The sequence below is a fragment of the Streptomyces sulphureus DSM 40104 genome (assembly GCF_000381025.1).
Lineage (GTDB): Bacteria > Actinomycetota > Actinomycetes > Streptomycetales > Streptomycetaceae > Streptomyces > Streptomyces sulphureus.
Window position 1 is genome coordinate 322,882 of sequence record NZ_KB905818.1, and the last position, 17,867, is coordinate 340,748.

Sequence of the window (17,867 nt, forward strand, 5' to 3'; positions counted from 1 at the left end):
GGTGTGCGTGGGGGACGCGGCGGTTCGTGCGCGAACCGCCCTGCGCTGTACGTCAGTTGCCGAGCCCTGCGTCGTCGACCGGTTCGGCGCCCTCCGACTTCAGCACCTTGTTGAGGGGGCCGAGCTCGTAGATGCCCTTCAGGTCCGGCTTCTTCAGCAGCCCCGCGCGCACGGCGTGGTCGGCCTGGTCCCGGAGGGTGGAGGCGAGCGGGTCGTCGGTGACGTCGATCTTCTCGAAGGCCGACGCGAGGACCTTCTTCGGCAGCGGCTTCCCCGCGTCCCGCTCCAGCGCGGAGTTGATCCGCTCCTTCGCCTTCCCGGGGTTCTTCCCGATCCACGCGTTGGTGCGCACGGAGCCGCGGAGCACGGCTTCGACGACCTCCGGATGCCGCTCGAGGAAGTCCTGGCGCACCACGAGGTTGGTGACGACGAACTGCCCGTCCTCCCACAGCTTCCGCTCGTCGAGGAGGACCTTGCCGCCGCGCTCCACGACGCTCGACGCGGTCGGCTCCGGCACCCAGGCCCCGTCGATGCCGCCCTGCTGGAAGGTGGTCGGGATCTCCTTGTTGTCCTGCCGCAGCACCTGCGTGTCGCCCTCGCCCGTCTCGGCCTTGACGTCGATGCCCTTGCGGCGGAGGTAGTCGAGGAGCGCCACGTCCTGGGTGTTGCCGAGCTGCGGGGTGGCGATCTTCTTGCCCTCGAGGTCGTCGAGCGAGGAGATCTTCTTCGGGTCGACGACGAGCGACGCTCCTCCCGACGTCGCTCCCGAGACGATCCGCAGGTTCTTCCCGCCCGACTTCACGTAGCCGTTGATCGAGGGCGAGGGGCCGACCCACGTCATGTCGACGGCTTTGGCGTTGAGCGCCTCGATCGCGGAGGGGCCCGCGTTGAAGACCTGCGTCGAGACCTTGGTGCCGCCGAGCTCCTCGGCGATCCGCCCGCCCTCGCCGAGTCCGACGAGCGGGGTGGCGTGGGTGACGTTGGGGAAGTAGCCGATCCGCACCTCGTCGAGGCCGCCGACCTTTTCGCCGCCCGCCGCCTTGCCGTCGGCGGAGTCGTCGCTCGCCTGCGAGCCGTACCCGCAGGCGGTGAGGGCGAGCGGCAGCACGGCTAGCGGGATCAGCAGTCTGCGGCGGAGTGAGAAGCGGAACCGGGACAGGGGTCGGGTGGCCACGGAGTGGTCCTCTCGATGCGTGACGGAAGGGGACGGGACGTGCGGGACGGGCGCGTCAGCGCGCACATCGCCCCACGCCGCCCTGGCCGCTGCCGAGGGCGCCGCTGCCGATCCGGCCGCCCGTCTTGTCGAAGGTCGAGAAGACCTCTCCCGCCGCGCTCATCTCAGAAGTCCCAGCCGTCGTCGTCCCGTTGGACGCTCGGGGACGTGTCGCCCGCGGCCCCGGCGAACGGGTCGCCTGCCATCCCCGCGGTGCGGGTCGTGCCGTCGGCCGGGTCGATGAGGAGGAAGGAGCCGGTGCGCCGCGAGTCCGCGTACGGGTCGAGCGGCAGCGGCTCGGAGGTGCGCAGCACCACGCGCCCGATGTCGTTCGCCTCCAGCGCCTCCGGCTCGGGGTGCGGCGAGAGGTCGTCGAGGGTGAGCCGCGAGGGGATCTGCTTGACGAGCGCCTTCACGGTGCGCGTGGTGTGCTTGAGCAGGACGCGGTCGCCGGGGCGCAGCGGCTCGTCGTGGAGGTGGCAGACGGTCGCCTCGACGTCCTGCACGGCGCTCACCGCGGCCTCCACTGGCACGATCATGTCCCCCCGCGAGACGTCGAGTTCGTCCTCGAGCCGCACGGTCACCGACTGCGGCGCCCACGCCTCGTCCACCTCGCGCCCGAGCACGTCGATCCCCGCGACGGTGCTGGTGCGGCCGGACGGCAGCACCGCGACGCGCTGCCCGGTGCGGAGCACGCCGGAGGCGACCTGGCCCGCGTAACCGCGGTAGTCGGGGTGCTCGGCGGTCTGCGGGCGGATCACGTACTGGACGGGGAAGCGCGCCGGGTCGTCGCTCGGGTCGCGGTCGACCCGGACGGTCTCCAGGTGCTCCAGGACGGTCGGGCCGCCGTACCAGTCCATGTGCGCCGAGGGCACCACCACGTTGTCGCCCTCTAGCGCCGAGATGGGGACGGCCGTGGTCTCCGGGACGCCGAGCGAGGCCGCGTACGCGGTGAACTCCTCGGCGATGGAGGCGAACACGGGCTCCGCGTAGTCGACGAGGTCCATCTTGTTGACGGCGAGGACGACGTGCGGCACCCGCAGCAGCGCGGCGACCGCGGCGTGCCTGCGCGTCTGCTCGACGACGCCGTTGCGCGCGTCGACGAGGACGACGGCGAGCTCGGCCGTGGAGGCGCCCGTCACCATGTTCCGCGTGTACTGCACGTGTCCCGGTGTGTCGGCGAGGACGAACCGGCGCCGCGGGGTGGCGAAGTAGCGGTACGCGACGTCGATGGTGATGCCCTGCTCGCGCTCGGCGCGCAGCCCGTCGGTGAGGAGGGCGAGGTCGGGCGCTTCCTGCCCCCTGTTGCGGGACGCGGACTCGACGGCCTCCAACTGGTCGGCGAGGACCGACTTGGAGTCGTGGAGGAGCCGCCCGACGAGCGTCGACTTGCCGTCGTCGACCGAGCCGGCCGTGGCGAACCGCAGCAGCTCCGTCTCCGCGGGTACGGCGTCCCGCTCTTCGGCGGATGCGGGTGTGGACATCAGAAGTACCCTTCGCGCTTGCGGTCTTCCATCGCCGCCTCGGAGAGCTTGTCGTCGGCGCGGGTGGCGCCGCGCTCGGTGAGGCGGGAGGCGGCGATCTCCGCGATCACCTTGTCGAGCGTGTCGGCGTCCGAGTCGACCGCGCCCGTGCAGGACATGTCGCCGACGGTGCGGTAGCGCACCCGCCGGCGTTCGGCGGGCTCGCCCTCCTTGGGCCCGCCCCACTCGCCGGGCGCCAGCCACATGCCGCTGCGCGCGAAGACCTCGCGCTCGTGCGCGTAGTAGATCGCGGGGAGTTCGATCCCCTCCCGCGCGATGTACTGCCAGACGTCCAGCTCCGTCCAGTTCGACAGCGGGAAGACGCGGACGTGCTCGCCCGGCGCGTGCCGCCCGTTGTAGAGCTGCCACAGCTCGGGGCGCTGCCGCCGCGGGTCCCAGCCGCCGAACTCGTCGCGGAGCGAGAAGACGCGTTCCTTGGCGCGCGCCTTCTCCTCGTCCCGCCGCCCGCCGCCGAAGACGGCGTCGAAGCGGTTCTGCGCGATGGCGTCGAGGAGCGGCCGCGTCTGGAGCGGGTTGCGCGTGCCGTCGGGGCGCTCCTTCAACTCGCCGCGGTCCAGGTACTCCTGGACGCTGGCGACGTGCAGCCGCAGCCCGTGGCGCGCCACCGTGCGGTCGCGGTACTCCAGCACCTCGGGGAAGTTGTGCCCGGTGTCCACGTGGAGCAGCCCGAACGGCACCGCGGCCGGACGGAACGCCTTCAGCGCCAGGTGGAGCATGACGATGGAGTCCTTGCCCCCGGAGAAGAGGATCACCGGGCGCTCGAACTCCCCCGCGACCTCGCGGAAGATGTGCACCGCCTCCGACTCCAGCGCCTCCAGGTGCGTCAGTGCGTAGCCGCTTCCGCCCGCGCCGGGTCCGCTCGACTCCAGCGGTGTGGTGGCCGTCGTCACGCCGTGCCCCTTCCTGGTGTTCCGGTTGCTTCCACTGCCGGGTCGCTCACGCCAACCCCCGCTCCTGCAGCAGCGTGTGGAGCTGCGCTGCCGACTCCTCGACGCTGCGGCCGTGCGCCTCGATGCGCAGATCGGGATCGCGCGGCGGCTCGTACGGATCGTCGACGCCGGTGAGCCCGGTGATCTCGCCCGCGGCCTGGCGTGCGTAGAGGCCCTTGACGTCCCGCTGCGAGCAGACGTCGACGGGCGTGGCCACGTGGACCTCCACGTACTCCGTGCCCTCGGCCTCGTGGCGCTTGCGGACCGCCTCGCGGCTCGCCTCGTACGGCGCGATCACCGGGACGAGGACGGTGACCCCATGCGAGGCGAGCAGTTGCGAGACGAAGCCGATCCGCTGGACGTTGGTGTCCCGGTCCTCGCGCGAGAAGCCGAGCCCCGAGGAGAGGAAGGTGCGGATCTCGTCGCCGTCGAGCACCTCCGTCCTGCGGCCCTGTGCGGTGAGGCGCGCGGCGAGAGCCCGCGCGAGCGTGGTCTTGCCCGCGCTGGGCAGGCCCGTCAACCAGACGGTGGCGCCCGCGCGTTGGCGCGCCGCGGTGTCCTGCCCCGCGCTCACAGGTGGAGCCCGCACTCGGTCTTGCCCGTCCCCGACCAGCGCCCGGCGCGAGCGTCCTCGCCCGCGAGCACCCGGCGGGTGCAGGGGGCGCAGCCGACCGAGGCGTAGCCGTCGTCGAGGAGCGGGTTGGTGAGGACGCCGTGCGCGGCGACGTACTGCGCGACGTCGTCGGCGCTCCAGCGGGCGATGGGGGAGACCTTCACCTTCTGCCGCTTCGGGTCCCAGCCGACGACGGGCGTCCCCGCGCGCGTCGGCGACTCGTCCCTGCGCAGCCCCGTTGCCCACGCGTCGTACCCGGCGAGCCCCGCCTGGAGCGGCTGCACCTTCCGCAGCGTGCAGCACAGGTCGGGGTCGCGGTCGTGGAGCTTCGGGCCGTACTGCGCGTCCTGCTGGGCGACGGTCTGGCGCGGGGTGAGGGTGACGACGTTGACGTCCAGCACCGCGTCGACGGCGTCCCGGGTGCCGAGCGTCTCGGGGAAGTGGTAGCCGGTGTCGAGGAAGACGACGTCGACGCCCGGCCTGGCGCGCGAGGCGAGGTGGGCCACGACGGCGTCCTCCATCGAGGAGGTGACGCAGAAGCGGTCGCCGAAGGTCTCGGCGGCCCACTGAAGGATCTCCAGCGCCGGCGCCTCCTCCAGGTCGCGGCCTGCGCCCTCGGCGAGCTTCTCCAGGTCCTCCGCTGTACGTACGGCGGTCACGACGGATCGCCTCCTTCCGTGTGCGCCGACGGCAGGCCGCCGGCGAGCAGTCCGAGGAACGAGAGCGCGAAGGCCCGGTTGCACGCGGCGCACTCCCACGCCGCGCCCTTGCCCTTCGCCGTCCCCTCCTCGGAGGGGCGCAGGTCCTCGTCGCCGCAGTACGGGCAGTAGAACGGTGCTGCGCGGCCGCTCACTTGAGGGCTCCGTCCTCGGCGCGCGCCGCCCACTGCGCGAACCGCTCGCCCTCGGTGCGCTCCGCCAGGTAGGCGCGGAGCACCCGCTCCACGTAGTCGGGGAGCTCCTCGGCGGTCACCTTCAGGCCGCGGACCTTCCGTCCGAAACCGGGTTCCATGCCGAGGGAGCCGCCCAGATGCACCTGGTACCCGGCGACCTGGTTGCCCTCGGCGTCGGTGACGAGCTGGCCCTTGAGGCCGATGTCGGCGGTCTGGATGCGGGCGCAGGAGTTGGGGCAGCCGTTGAGGTTGATGGTGAGCGGCTCGTCGAACTCCGGGAGCCTGCGCTCCAGTTCGTCGATGAGCGAGGAGCCGCGGCCCTTCGTCTCGACGATGGCGAGCTTGCAGAACTCGATGCCGGTGCAGGCCATGGTGCCGCGGCGGAAGACGGAGGGAGAGGTGGTGAGGTCGAGCGCGGAGAGCGCCTCGCGCAGCGGCTCGACCTGCTCCTCCGGGACGTCGAGGACGACCATCTTCTGCTCGACGGTGCTCCGCACCCGCTGCGAGCCGTGGGCCTCGGCGAGGTCGGCGACCTTGCTGAGCGTCGCCCCGTCGACCCGTCCGACGCGCGGCGCGAAGCCGACGTAGTAGCGGCCGTCGCGCTGCCGGTGGACGCCGACGTGGTCGCGCCAGCGCTGGACGGGCTCCTCGGGCGCCGGTCCGTCGGCGAGCTTCCGCTGGAGGTACTCGTCCTCCAGCACCTGGCGGAACCGCTCGGGGCCCCAGTCGGCGACGAGGAACTTCAGCCGTGCGCGGGTGCGCAGCCGGCGGTAGCCGTAGTCGCGGAAGAGGGCGACGACGCCCTCGTGGACGTCGGCGACGTCCTCCAGCGGAACCCACGCGCCGAGCCGCACGCCGATCTTGGGGTTGGTGGAGAGCCCGCCGCCGACCCAGAGGTCGAACCCGGGACCGTACTCCGGGTGTTCGACGCCGACGAACGAGACGTCGTTGATCTCGTGGGCGACGTCGAGCAGGGGCGAGCCGGAGACGGCCGTCTTGAACTTCCGCGGCAGGTTGGAGTATGCGGGGTTGCCGACCACCCGCCGGTTGATCTCCTCGACGGCGGGGCTGCCGTCGATGATCTCGTCGGCCGCGATGCCGGCGACGGGGGAGCCGAGGACGACGCGCGGGGTGTCGCCGCAGGCCTCGGTCGTCGAGAGGCCCACGCTCTCCAGGCGGCGCCAGATCTCGGGCACGTCCTCGACGCGAATCCAGTGGAACTGGATGTTCTGCCGGTCGGTGAGGTCGGCGGTGCCGCGTGCGAACTCCTGCGACACGTCGCCGACGGTGCGGAGTTGCTCGGTGGTGAGGCGTCCGCCGTCGATGCGGACCCGGAGCATGAAGTACTCGTCCTCCAGCTCCTCGGGTTCGAGGATCGCCGTCTTGCCGCCCGAGACGCCCGGCTTGCGCTGGGTGTACAGGCCCCACCAGCGCATCCGGCCGCGGAGGTCGGCGCCGTCGATCGACTGGAAGCCGCCGTGCGCGTAGATCGTCTCAATGCGCGTCCGCACGTTGAGACCGTCATCGTCCTTCTTGTTCTGCTCGTTGCCGTTGAGGGGGGTGAGGTGCCCGGCAGCCCACTGGCCCTCCCCGCGGTGGCGTCCTGCCTTGCGGCGGGAGGTGGCGGGCGTGCGGGGCGCGTGGGTGTCAGCGGTGTCGGCCATGGAGCGGTCCTTCGGGCAGGCGCAGACGGACTCCCGGCCTGTCCGGACCTGCGCATGGGCGCACAAGTGGTCCCTGGTCAGGGGGAGTTGACAGGAAGTGGTGGCGAACCAGCCGCAGCGGGGGCGGTTCGGCGGAGCGGCGGTGCTGGGACTGTCAGCTCGCTCGACAGATGGCGCTGGACATGCGTCCGAAGTCGACGTGGCGTCGACTCACCAAGGAGATTCCAGCGCGTGACATGGAGGAAGCGTCGCACGGGCGTTGAAGGGCAGTCCACTGTTGTCCGTGATATGGACATCAGAGTCTTTCTTTTTGAGATGACCCTGAAATGCGCTGTGAGCAGGGGAGTTGGCAGCGCTCCGTCCGTCGGCGTGCGGCGTCGCACAGGCCGAGGAGGTGCGCGAGCCGACCGGCCGGCCGGACCCGTTGCGTGCGGCTGCCTCTCGTCCTGGTTGCCCGGGCCGGCGAAAGGTCCTGCGATTGCGGGCAGGGGCGGGCGAGCGCTGGCTGGTTCGTGTGCTTCGCGCGCTATGGGCCCGCCCCGCCGCGGGTGCCTGTCCTGACGGTGCGGCGGGGCGGGGTGTCCGCTCGGGCGCGGGACGGGACGCCGTGCCCGGGCGGAGCTCTCAGGCGCGGGGCGTACGCCGGGCGGTGGGAAGGCGTTCGTCTTGGCGGAGGAGGGTGAGGCGGCCGTCTTCGAGGTGAAGGACACGGCCGCGTCCGGTGTTGCCGGGGGAGTAGAGGTCGACGACGGTGGCCCAGCGTCCGCCGTGCAGGACGCGGTCGCCGCGTCTGAGGTCGAACGGGCCCAGTCCGGAGGGGAGTTCGTACCAGCCCTTGAACAGCATGGGGGTCCTAGAGGTAGATGCGGTTCCGCAGGCGGCGCAGCGTTTGCCGTCGCTGGTGAGGGCGGGGTGCCTGCACGGGGTCTGCTTGGGCTCGGGTTGCGGCTGCGGCTTGTCGGACACGTCAGCCTCCCGGCCGGGTGAGCCCGGCGGCGTACAGGGCGAAGACGATGCCGCCGGTGCGGGTCGAGAGCAGGAGCGGTCCGGCCGAGGCCGCGCATCGTCGGCGCCCGGCGTGCGCGCCGCGGCTCACCGCCAGGCTCCGGGGATGGCGCGGTAGGGGCGCGTGACGTACTCGCGGTAGGCCAAGTGCTGCGGGTGCAACCGCAGATGGGCCGGAGGCCAGTCGTGCGCCTGCGTGGCGTCTTCGCTCCACGGGCCGCTCTCGGAGCACACGGCGCACTGCATCGCGTACGCGTGCGGCTCCGCGTCGGGTTCCTCGTCACAAGTGAGGGCGAACTGGCGGAAGCGGTACCTGGATTTGGGCATGCGGAGTCCCCCCGAGTAGGCAGAATGGTGGACTCGGTGTCGCGAGGCGATTACCGAGCGCGATCGATGTGTTCACCGTGCACTGCCGACGAAGCGAGGGCAAGGTTTCAGAACGCGGCACTCGGAGCTGAGCCCAACAGTGCCGAAAGTGAAGGGCTTTGCTCCTTCACGGAGAAAGGGAAAAGTCCTTCATCTTGAAGGACGGGCGGGAAGGGGATGTCATGGGATCACGTACGGGGTCGACCGTGCCGCGCCGTCAACTCGGCCGCTACCTGCGCGATTTGAGGGGCAGGGCGGGGTTCACGGTGCGCGCCGCGGCCGTTGAGCTCGAATGGTCGGAGGTGAAGATGTGGCGCATCGAGACGGGGCAGAGTTCGATGCGCAGCCACGACGTGGAAACGATGTGCCGCGTTTACGGTGCTCCGGCCGAACTACGCCGTGCGCTTATGGGGTTGGCGAAAGAGACCAAGGCGCAGGGCTGGTGGCACTCGTACGGGGATGTCATCCCGGAGGACTTCGACGTCTACATGGGGCTCGAAGAGGCGGCGTCTGGGCTCTCATGGTATGAGGCCGACCTTGTGCCAGGTCTTCTTCAGACGGATGGGTACGCACGCGCGGTGGTGCGGGCGCACAGGGGCGATCTCCCCGATGCTGAAGTGGAGCGGCGAGTCCGACTGCGTACTGCGCGGCAGACGCTACTTACCCGCGGCTCAACTGCACCCATCCTGCGGGTAGTCCTCAATGAGGCGGTACTACGGCGGCCGACGGGCGGGCATGGTGTCATGGATGGCCAGCTCCGTCACCTGCTTTGGGCGACTGGGCTGGCCAATGTCAGTATTCGGATCGTGACCTTCGCATCCGGTATGCATCATGGCGTGATGACGGGTCCGTTCGTACTTCTGCGTTTCCCGGAGGGCATGGGGAAGGCCGAGCCGCCGACGGTGTACGTCGAGAACCTCACCGGAGCTCTCTACCTCGACAAGGACGCGGAGGTAGCGAGTTATGCCGCAGCGTTTGACAACATCTGGACCGCAAGCCTCGACGAGTCGGCTTCCGCGAGGCTCGTCGCCGACATGGTGGGGACACATGAAGAACAACACTGACTGGTTCAAGTCGAGCTACTCCAACGCCGATCGGAACTGCGTGGAGGTGCGCTTGGCGTCTGCCACCGTTTTCGCGCGCGATACCAAGGTCCGGACGCACGGCGAGCTGACGGTGCCCGCCGCGGGCTGGAGCGCGTTCGTTGCGGGCGTCGCGGCGGGCGAGTTCGAGTAACCGCACCTGGGCGACTGCGACGAGGCGGCTTCCGCGCGCTTCGTCGCCGACATGGTGGGAACACATGAAGAACAACACTGACTGGTTCAAGTCCAGCTACTTGAACGGTCAGCAGAACTGCGTAGAGGTGCGCACGATGCCGGCCACCGTCTCTGCGCGCGACTCGAAGGACCGCACCCGCGGCGAGCTGACCGTTCCCACCGCGGGTTGGTTTGCGTTCGTCGCGGGCGTTACGGCGGGCGAGTTCGAGTAACCGCACCTGGGTAACCACGACGAGGCGGCCACCGCGCGCTTCGTCGCCGACATGGTGGGGAACACATGAAGAACAACACTGAGTGGTTCAAGTCCAGCTACTCCACGCACGATCGGGCCTGCGTAGAGGTGCGCTCGGCATCGGCCACCGTCTCCGCGCGCGACACGAAGGACCGCACCCGCGGCGAGCTGACCGTGCCCGCCGCGGGCTGGAGCGCGTTCGTTGCGGGCGTCACGGCAGGCGAGTTGGAGTAACCGCGTCCGGACAACGACGAGCCCCGCCCCGGCAAGCGACGCCGGGACGGGGCTCGTCCGCGAGTAGCGGGTCAACTCGCCTCACACGTTGGTGAGTTCCTCCTCCGACCGCTGCTCCGGCAGCCTCTGCTGCAACCGCTCCCCTTCGACGTCGAGGTTGGGAAGGGCGCGCTGAAGCGGCCGGGGCAGCCACCACGCCGCGCGTCCCAGCAGGTGCATCACGGCCGGCACCAGCGCCATGCGGACGACGAACGCGTCGACCACCACGCCGATGGCGAGCGCGAAGCCGACCGACTTGATGATCGGGTCCTCCATGAGCACGAACCCGCCGAAGACCGAGGTCATGATCACCGCGGCGGCGCTCACCACCCGGGCGTTGTGCCCCACGCCGCTGACCACGGCCCGCCGCGCGTCGACGCCGTGCACGAAGTCCTCCCGCATCCGCGAGACGAGGAAGACCTCGTAGTCCATGGCGAGTCCGAAGAGGATGCCGATGAGCAGGATCGGCAGGAAGCTGACGAGCGGCCCCGGGGTGTCGACGCCCACGAGCCCCGCGAGATGGCCCTGTTGGAAGATTGCCACCGTGATGCCGAAGGTGGCGCCCACCGTCAGCAGGAAGCCGAGCGCCGCCTTGAGCGGCACCAGGATCGAGCGGAAGACGAGCATCAGCAGCAGTACGGAGAGCCCGGCGACGAGCACGAGGTACACGGGCAGCGCGTCGGCGAGCTTCTCCGACACGTCGATGCCCAACGCGGTCGCACCCGTGAGCGACACGGTGGCGCCCTCGACCGTCGCGACCCGGTCCCGGATCGAGTGGACGGTCTCCTCGGTCTCGGCCGCCGAGGGGCCCGTCTTCGGGATCACGCCGAGCAGCGCGGTGGTGCCGTCCTTGCTCGTCTGCGGCGGGGCGACGGTGAGCACGCCGTCGGTCTTCGCGACGAGGGCCGCGGTCTGCTTGGTGGCCGTACCCGTCGCCTGCGCGTCGTCGCCGGAGACGACGACGGCGAGGCGGCCGTTGAAGCCCTCGCCGAACCCCTCGGTCGTCAGGTCGTACGCCTCGCGCGCCGCCGAACCCTCGGCCGCCGTGCCCGCGTCGGGCAGGGCGAGGCGCATGTCGGTGACGGGTGAGGCGAGCGCTCCGAGGCCGAGCACGGCGACGACCAGCAGCGGCACCCGTACCTTCGCCACGGCGCGGCCCCACCGGAAGCCGAGGCGGTCCTCGGCGGCCTCCGGGGTCTCCGCGCCCTCGCGCCCCGCCCGCCTGCGCGGCAGCACCCGGCGACCGGCGAAGCCGAGCACCGCGGGCAGCAGCGTGAGGGCGACGAGGACGGCGAGCGCGACGGTGCCAGCGGCGGCGAGACCCATGACGGTGAGGAAGGGGACGCCCGCGACGGCGAGCCCCGCGAGCGCGATCACCACGGTGGCGCCGGCGAAGACGACGGCCGAACCCGCCGTCCCGGTCGCGCGCCCGGCCGCGTCCTCCGGCTCCATGCCCTGCGAGAGGTGCTGCCGGTAGCGGGAGGTGATGAAGAGCGAGTAGTCGATCCCGACGGCGAGCCCCAGCATCAGCGCGAGAATCGGCGCCGTCGAGTTCATCTCGACGACGCCGCTGAGCGCGAAGAGCCCGGCTATGCCGGCCCCCACGCCGACGAGGGCGTTGAGCAGCGTCATCCCGGCGGCCACGAGCGAGCCGAAGGTCAGCACGAGGACGAGCGCCGCGACCCCCACGCCGATCGCCTCGGTCGAACCGATCTCCGGCACCGCCTGCATGACCTCGCCGCCGTGCTCCACCCGGAGCCCGTCCGCGTCGGCGCCCGCCTGCTCGTACGCGGCGCGCTGCTCGTCGGTGACCTCGTCGGCCTTGCTGTCGAACTGCACCTGGACGAGGGCGTATCGGCCGTCCTGCGAGACGCTCTTCGCCTCGAACGGGTCGACGGCCCCGACGACGCCCGGGACCTCGGCGGCCTCCTTCGTCACGGGGCCGACGGCGGCCGGGGTCAGTCTCTCGCCCTCGGGCGCGGCGACGACGATCGTCCCGGTCGCGCCGCTCGCCTCGGGGAACTCCTCGGCGAGCGAGTCCATCGCCTTCTGGGACTCGGTGCCGGGGATCGAGAAGCTGTTGGAGGTAGGGCCGCTGAAGGCCGCGGCGGCCGAGCCGAGCAGGGCGAGCAGGACCAGCCACATGGCGACGACGCGTCCGCGGCGGCGGAAGGAGAACCGGCCGAGCCGGTAGAGCAGGATGGCCATAGGGCGTCATTTCTGTTGCGTGGGGCGTCGGTTGTCGGTGCGGTTTCTGTCAGGGGGATCTGCGGCCGAGGAGGCGCAGCGCTCCCTCGACCATCGAGGAGCGGAGCGCCTGCTCCTCGGTGTGCGCGTACTGGGCCGTCGTGACGGCGGTTCCGCCGATCACCATCCAGGCGGCGATCTGCGCGTCCGGTTCGCGTGCGCCCCCGGCGAGCGCGGTCGCGAGATCGTCGACGGCCTGCGGGACGACGGCGAGCACGGGATGGCCGAGCATCTCCGGCAGCTCGGCGAAGAGGATCTTCACCTCGCTGGAGAACGACAGGGCCAGGTCGACGAACCCCGTCACGGCCGCCTCCTGTGCCTCCTCCCCTTCGAGCCGCCCGAGCGTCCTGCCGAGCGCGGCGAGGGCCTCCGCCGGCCCGGTGAGGACTTCGGTGAGGATCGCCTCCTTGCCCGCGAAGTGGTACAGCAGCGCCGACTTGGAGCAGTCGGCGCCCACGGCGATGTCGTGGAGCGACGTGCCCTTGAAGCCGTGCTCGGCGAAGAGGCCCCGCGCGGATTCCAGGATGTGACCGCGCAGACCGGAGGGAGGACGTGCCATGCGCTCCACCGTACCTGACCGATCGGTCAGGAAAGGGGCGGGGTGGTGCGGAGGGGGATCAGGGGCGAACCGGGGTGTCTGCGGGGCGCGTTGACGTACGCCTGTGTGCGGTGCGCCGGGTGGTGCGGGGATACGTGCGCGACCGGATGAACCCGATGCGCCTTAGAGGGGCATTCAGGTCCTGACGGGCGGCCGGAGTGCCCCGGGTTACACGGTCGGTCGTGGAGACGCGGGCTGGGGAGCGTTCCGAGGCGACGGCCTGCCGGGTGGCACACAGGTGCGTGGTCGTCCCTTGCGACACGATTGCTTCGACGCTGTACTCGGTCCGCTCGGCGTAGTTCTGAACCAGAACACGCGGGTCGGGTGGCAGACCGTACATGTCACCTGGGGGAGCCTCGTCACGAACTACCGTCGCTGGTACGCGACATGACGGCGGATCGTCGGTACGGAGGTACGAGGTGTCAGGCGCGATGTCGGCGGCGTCTCAGCAGGGCCGCGCCGAGCGCCGCGCCCGCGAGGGTGGGTACGCCGTGGATGTCGCGGAAGACGGTGTCCACGACGCTGCCCGCGAGGACCGCGCCGCCCCAGATCCGGACCCGGTTGAGCAGCGGCGTCGGCCAGCTTCGCTCACCGGCCGCGAGGAACAGCCAGGCGACGAGGGCCCCGGCCAGACCGAGGTCGGCCACCGAGTTCCCGGCGCCGTGCGGCTGCCACAGGTAGCCGAGCGCTTCGCCGGCCGCGCCCGGTATCAGGTACAGCGCGAGCATCGCCCGTGAGCCGAGGAGTCGCTCGACCGGGACGCCGAGCGCGGCGATCGCCGGGACGGTGAGGAACGCCTGCCATGCCGGCGCTTGGACGAGCAGCGGCGACAGCGCACGCCACCACTGGCCGTCGACGAGCGCGTCGGGGTCGCGGCGCAGTGTTTCGAGCATGTCGGGAAAGACGCATGCCGCGGCGTTCGTTGCGCCCGTGACGAGGAGTACGGCTGCCGTAGCGACCGGCACTCGCCGCCCCGCTCGCGCGGATGCCAAAGCCGGCGCACCCGCTGTCCGTCGCTTGCCTGTCTCCATGTGCGACGTACTCCTGTCCCCGCCTCCGAGGGCCTGGTTTGACGTGTCGGCCGGTACCGGGTCCTCCTGGCCATGCTGCACGCACGCAGACGTTCCGGGGCAGTGGCTCCGGACTCGAAACCGATCGGTGTCTCAAGCGCCCGGCCAGTACCCCGGGTCGGGCACGGCGGGCTCCTCGCCGACGACGGTGTCGTAGAGGCGGAAACCGCGGCGCTGGTAGTTGGTGAGCGCGTACGGGCCGTCCTTGCTGCACGTGTGGAGCCAGACGCGTCGGGTCGGCTCCCGGTCGGGCCACCGCTCGGCGAGGTCCCAGGCGCGCGCGGTGCCGAAGGAGAGCAGGTGGCCCCCGAGCCCCCGGCCGCGGAAGGCGGGTATGAGGCCGAAGTAGTCGATCTCGACGGCGGCTTGGGGGCCGGCGCCGAGCTCGATGAATCCGGCCGGCGTGCCCGCGACGTACGCCACCCACGTCTCCACGCCCGGCCGCTCCAGCAGCGTCCGCCAGTCCGCGTACCGCCACGGCAGGCGGTCGGTCCACGTGACGTCGCCGCCGACCGCGGTGTAGAGGAAGCGGCTGAACTCCGGGCTGGGGATCTCGGCGCGGACGATGCTGGGCGACGGCTCGTCCGGCCGGCGCGCCGGTATCAGCTCCTCGGCGGAGTTCTGCTCCAGGTACCAGGTGGTGACCTCGATCGTCCGGGCCGCGGCGGCGCTCACCGTGCCGTCCGCCCCGCGTTGTCGGGCCGCAGCATCCGCAGCCCGCGGACCCGGTTGAGCGCGGCTGCCGTCTCGAACCGGCGCGGCACGGCGAAGTCCTCGTCGCGGACGCCGAGAAGCGGGCCGAGCCCCGAGTCCCCGGCGTCGGGGCCGACCTCCTCGGCGAGGCGGTCGAGGGCCTCCGACAGGGTGCGGTCACCGTCCAACCAGCCCCGCCTGACGAGGAGTTCGAGCGCCAGCCCGACGCCGGTCACCTGCCGCGGGTCGGAGAGCTGCTCGACGGCGCGGAGGTCGACCTCGTGGTCGCCGAAGGTGAGGACGTCCTCGCCGCGGGCCTTGATCCGGGACTTGCCCCGCACCGTCGCGTCGAGCGACCGCGGGTCGGGGCTCCGGTGGACGACGCCGGGGAAGGAGTCGGCCTCGGCGTGGCGGCCGGTGGGCGCGGCGGCCACCTGGCGGGCCCGCTCCGTGACGTCGGACGGCTGGTAGGCGTCCAACATCAGGACACGGTCGGCGACTTCGAGGTAGTCGCCCGAGCCGCCCATCACGAGGACGGTGGAGACGCCGTGGTCGCGGTGGAGCGAGCGGACGGTGTCCACGAGCGGGGTCAGCGGCTCGCGGTCCTTGGCGACGAGCGCCTGCATCCGCGCGTCGCGGATCATCAGGTTGGTCGCCGCCGTGTCCTCGTCGATGAGGAGGACCTTCGCGCCCGCCTCGACGGCCTCGCAGAGCGAGGCGGCCTGCGAGGTGGACCCCGAGGCGTTCTCGGTGGAGAAGTCGGAGGTGTCGGAGCCGTCGGGCAGCCGGTCGACGAAGGCGTGGACATCGACGCGCTCCACCCGCCTGCCGTCCTCCGCACGGAGCTTCACCGTCTCGGCGCGCGAGACGACCAACTCCCGCCCGTCGCCCGGCACATGGTCCCAGATCCCGGTCTCCAGGCCGCGCAGCAGCGTCGACTTGCCGTGGAACCCGCCGCCGACGACGAGGGTGACGCCCTCCGGCACCCCCATGCCGGTGACTTCCCCCGCGTTGGGCAGCTCGACGCTCACCCGCAGCCCCTCGGGCGAGGAGAACGGCACGACGCCCGAGCCCCGCGCCGGGCGGTCGTCGACGCCGCTGCGGCGCGGCAGGACGGCCCCGTCCGCGACGAACGCGACGAGCCCCCGCTCGGGGAGCAGCCGCCGCAGCGCGTCGGAGTCCTCGACGGTCTCCAGGAAGGTGCGCACCTGCCCCGCGTCCAACGCCTCGTACTCCAGGGCGCGTTGGGCGACCCGCGGAAGCAGTTCGCAGAACAGCCGCCGGGCCTCGTACCCGTCGATCCGCCGTCCCCGTCCCGGCAGCGCGACCCCGAGCCGCAGCACGACCGCGCCGTCGGCCGTCACTTCGCAGGAGCTCCGCGCGAGCACCTCCTGGCCCCCGGCGTCGATACGGACCGCACGCTCGCCCTTGGCCGCAGCGGCGGCCCGGCGCACGAGGAAGGCGGCGAGCGCACGACGGCGCACGGGCGTCGCGTACGCCTCCTCAGGAAACCCGGCGAGTTCCGCGGGCACACGCAGCGCCACCCGCGCCGGCGGCGCGTACGGGTCGGACTGGGCACGGACGAGTTCGACAGCAGGCCCCTCCGGCAGCTCCCACACCCCGGTGAGCCCCTTGTACCTGCCGTACTGCGCCCCGTCGAGCGAGGCCAGCTCCTCCGCGAGCCCCCGGCGGGGCCCCCTCCTCGGCTGCTCCCTGGGGCGGTCCCGGTGGCCGCCGCGTCCGGGGCCGCCGGGGCCGCCGCGGCGATGTGTGGAGCGTTGCACGTGCGGGTCCTTTCCTGGCTGCTCGTCCCGCGCCGGTGCGCGAGTGCTTATCCGGCGAGACGATACATAACGTCCGGGCGCGGGCGGAGACGGTGGTCGCCGGGGGACAGCGCCGCACGTACCGCCGGTCGCCGCCGCTCCTCGGTGGCGGAAAGCCCGGTCGTTCCCTAATCGAGGACGCGGCCCTTGGTCTCCGGCAGCAGCCAGACGAACAGCAGAGTCAGCGCCGTACAGATCACCACGACGGTGACGATGGCCGTGCCCAGCCCGCTCCCCGCCGCCGCCCAGCCGATGAGCGCGGGGCTGAACGCCGCGACGCCCCGGCCGACGTTGTAGGTGATGCCCGCACCGGTGCCGCGGACGCGCGCCGGGAACAACTCGGTGAACAGGGCGCCCTTGCCGGATGCCTGGGCCGATATGAAGAAGCCGACCACGAACGCGAGGAGCAGGTTGTACCACGGGGCGTCGAGCGGCACCGCCATGAACAGGAACCCGAACACCGCCGTCCCCAGGTAGAAGACCGTGAACGCCCAGCGTCGTCCGATGCGGTCGTGCAGGCGGCCGCCGAGCACATAGCCGAGCCAGTTACCGACGATCATGAACCAGATGTACAGGGCGGTATCACTGACGCTGAGCCCGCGGTCCTCTTTGAGATACAGCGGAATCCAGGTCTGCATCGCGTACGTGCTCGCCAGGCCGGTCGCCCCGAACAGCGTGCCCAGCACGGTGTACTTGCGCAGCCCCGGGGCGAAGAGCTCGACGAACGCGCCCTTCTGGCGCGGCTCCCGCTCCACCCGGACCGTCGGCACGTCGCGCAGTTTCCGCCGGATCAGCAGAGCCGCCAGCGCGGGCACGATGCCGGTCACGAACATCACCCGCCACGCGACCGTGTCCGGCAGCCAGGCGTGGCTGAGCAGGTAGGCGAGGTTGGCGCCCGCCCAACCCACCGACCACGCGGACTGAATCCACGCCAGCGCCCTGCCCCGACGTTCCGGCGCCGCGTACTCCGCCATGAGGGCGGCGCCCACCGGCCATTCGGCGCCGAAGAAGAAACCTTCGAGCGTGCGCCACAGCAGGAGCTGCTCGAAGTTCTGCGAGGTGGCGGTCAGGCCGGTGAAGAGGGCGTACGCGCCGATCACCAGCACCAGTATCTGGACGCGGCCGAAGCGGTCCGCCAACCTGCCGCCGACCACGCCGCCGACAGCCGAGCTGATGAGCGCACAGGAGGTGGCCAACCCGCCCTGCGTGGTGGTGAGTCCGAAAGCGGCGATGATCCCGCTGAGCGCGAGCGGGAACATCTGGTTGGTGAAGCCGTCCAGTCCCCAGCCGGTCCAGGTCGCCCAAGTCACCCGCCGTACAAGGGACTTGTCGGCAACGGGTGGAGAGGGAGAAGTCGATGTGGTGGTCATGCCTACACTCCGATCGTCGGTACCGGGGTTCGATCAGCGCCGTGCAGCCAGGAGTTGC

At 71.5% G+C, this 17,867-nt stretch carries 20 protein-coding genes; 4 read left to right on the forward strand and 16 right to left on the reverse strand.

Annotated elements, in window-relative coordinates; genetic code table 11:
• Positions 1 to 52: 52 nt before the first annotated feature.
• The 10 genes from F603_RS0118605 to F603_RS0118655 all read right to left on the reverse strand — a co-directional run bounded on the left by F603_RS0118605 (position 53) and on the right by F603_RS0118655 (position 8,187).
• Positions 53 to 1,174, reverse strand: coding sequence for an ABC transporter substrate-binding protein (locus F603_RS0118605; RefSeq protein ID WP_019547490.1), 1,122 nt, complete (start codon positions 1,172 to 1,174; stop codon positions 53 to 55).
• A gap of 164 nt (positions 1,175 to 1,338) precedes the next feature.
• Entirely contained in the window at positions 1,339 to 2,697 is a 1,359-nt protein-coding gene (locus F603_RS0118615; protein WP_019547491.1) for a sulfate adenylyltransferase subunit 1, read from the reverse strand.
• On the reverse strand, positions 2,697 to 3,647 hold the full coding sequence (gene cysD / locus F603_RS0118620; RefSeq protein ID WP_019547492.1) for a sulfate adenylyltransferase subunit CysD: 951 nt from the start codon (positions 3,645 to 3,647) through the stop codon (positions 2,697 to 2,699). The genes F603_RS0118615 and cysD overlap by 1 nt, the downstream gene beginning before the upstream one ends.
• 46 nt (positions 3,648 to 3,693) lie before the next feature.
• Positions 3,694 to 4,260 carry an adenylyl-sulfate kinase gene (gene cysC, locus F603_RS0118625; protein ID WP_019547493.1) on the reverse strand — a complete coding sequence of 189 codons (567 nt, stop codon included), beginning with the start codon at positions 4,258 to 4,260 and terminating at the stop codon, positions 3,694 to 3,696.
• The gene (locus F603_RS0118630) at positions 4,257 to 4,958 is read right to left on the reverse strand and encodes a phosphoadenylyl-sulfate reductase (RefSeq protein ID WP_019547494.1); all 702 of its coding nucleotides are present in this window, start codon (positions 4,956 to 4,958) and stop codon (positions 4,257 to 4,259) included. Before F603_RS0118630 ends, cysC begins: the two co-directional genes overlap by 4 nt.
• Positions 4,955 to 5,152 carry a hypothetical protein gene (locus F603_RS0118635; protein WP_016908241.1) on the reverse strand — a complete coding sequence of 66 codons (198 nt, stop codon included), beginning with the start codon at positions 5,150 to 5,152 and terminating at the stop codon, positions 4,955 to 4,957. Before F603_RS0118635 ends, F603_RS0118630 begins: the two co-directional genes overlap by 4 nt.
• On the reverse strand, positions 5,149 to 6,855 hold the full coding sequence (locus F603_RS0118640) for a nitrite/sulfite reductase (protein ID WP_019547495.1): 1,707 nt from the start codon (positions 6,853 to 6,855) through the stop codon (positions 5,149 to 5,151). The genes F603_RS0118635 and F603_RS0118640 overlap by 4 nt, the downstream gene beginning before the upstream one ends.
• A gap of 624 nt (positions 6,856 to 7,479) precedes the next feature.
• Positions 7,480 to 7,701 carry a hypothetical protein gene (locus F603_RS0118645; RefSeq protein WP_019547496.1) on the reverse strand — a complete coding sequence of 74 codons (222 nt, stop codon included), beginning with the start codon at positions 7,699 to 7,701 and terminating at the stop codon, positions 7,480 to 7,482.
• A gap of 121 nt (positions 7,702 to 7,822) precedes the next feature.
• Positions 7,823 to 7,951 (reverse strand): hypothetical protein, encoded by a 129-nt coding sequence (locus tag F603_RS36260; protein WP_019547497.1) that lies wholly within the window; start codon positions 7,949 to 7,951, stop codon positions 7,823 to 7,825.
• The gene (locus tag F603_RS0118655) at positions 7,948 to 8,187 is read right to left on the reverse strand and encodes a DUF7848 domain-containing protein (RefSeq protein WP_019547498.1); all 240 of its coding nucleotides are present in this window, start codon (positions 8,185 to 8,187) and stop codon (positions 7,948 to 7,950) included. Before F603_RS0118655 ends, F603_RS36260 begins: the two co-directional genes overlap by 4 nt.
• A 221-nt stretch (positions 8,188 to 8,408) precedes the next feature.
• Between F603_RS0118655 and F603_RS0118660 the strand changes: the two genes are divergently transcribed.
• The 4 genes from F603_RS0118660 (at position 8,409) to F603_RS0118675 (ending at position 9,969) form a co-directional block, all read left to right on the forward strand.
• A complete protein-coding gene (locus F603_RS0118660) occupies positions 8,409 to 9,290 on the forward strand; it encodes a helix-turn-helix domain-containing protein (RefSeq protein ID WP_037956390.1) in 882 nt (293 codons plus the stop codon).
• Positions 9,274 to 9,462 (forward strand): DUF397 domain-containing protein, encoded by a 189-nt coding sequence (locus F603_RS0118665; RefSeq protein WP_019547500.1) that lies wholly within the window; start codon positions 9,274 to 9,276, stop codon positions 9,460 to 9,462. Before F603_RS0118660 ends, F603_RS0118665 begins: the two co-directional genes overlap by 17 nt.
• A 64-nt stretch (positions 9,463 to 9,526) precedes the next feature.
• Entirely contained in the window at positions 9,527 to 9,715 is a 189-nt protein-coding gene (locus F603_RS0118670) for a DUF397 domain-containing protein (RefSeq protein WP_019547501.1), read from the forward strand.
• A 65-nt stretch (positions 9,716 to 9,780) separates the two neighbouring features.
• Positions 9,781 to 9,969 (forward strand): DUF397 domain-containing protein, encoded by a 189-nt coding sequence (locus F603_RS0118675; protein WP_019547502.1) that lies wholly within the window; start codon positions 9,781 to 9,783, stop codon positions 9,967 to 9,969.
• 81 nt (positions 9,970 to 10,050) lie between these two features.
• On the opposite strand, the gene F603_RS0118680 is transcribed toward F603_RS0118675, so the two are convergent.
• From F603_RS0118680 to F603_RS0118705, 6 genes are all read right to left on the reverse strand, one after another.
• Positions 10,051 to 12,216, reverse strand: coding sequence for an MMPL family transporter (locus F603_RS0118680; protein WP_019547503.1), 2,166 nt, complete (start codon positions 12,214 to 12,216; stop codon positions 10,051 to 10,053).
• Positions 12,217 to 12,265: 49 nt separating this feature from the next.
• Entirely contained in the window at positions 12,266 to 12,814 is a 549-nt protein-coding gene (locus tag F603_RS0118685) for a TetR/AcrR family transcriptional regulator (protein WP_019547504.1), read from the reverse strand.
• A gap of 461 nt (positions 12,815 to 13,275) precedes the next feature.
• A complete protein-coding gene (locus F603_RS0118690) occupies positions 13,276 to 13,746 on the reverse strand; it encodes a rhomboid family intramembrane serine protease (RefSeq protein WP_019547505.1) in 471 nt (156 codons plus the stop codon).
• Between the two features lie 270 nt (positions 13,747 to 14,016).
• Positions 14,017 to 14,598 carry a GNAT family N-acetyltransferase gene (locus tag F603_RS0118695; protein ID WP_019547506.1) on the reverse strand — a complete coding sequence of 194 codons (582 nt, stop codon included), beginning with the start codon at positions 14,596 to 14,598 and terminating at the stop codon, positions 14,017 to 14,019.
• Positions 14,595 to 16,400, reverse strand: coding sequence for an ABC-ATPase domain-containing protein (locus F603_RS0118700; RefSeq protein ID WP_019547507.1), 1,806 nt, complete (start codon positions 16,398 to 16,400; stop codon positions 14,595 to 14,597). The genes F603_RS0118695 and F603_RS0118700 overlap by 4 nt, the downstream gene beginning before the upstream one ends.
• A gap of 167 nt (positions 16,401 to 16,567) precedes the next feature.
• Positions 16,568 to 17,809 carry an MFS transporter gene (locus tag F603_RS0118705; protein WP_245600817.1) on the reverse strand — a complete coding sequence of 414 codons (1,242 nt, stop codon included), beginning with the start codon at positions 17,807 to 17,809 and terminating at the stop codon, positions 16,568 to 16,570.
• Positions 17,810 to 17,867 lie beyond the last annotated feature (58 nt).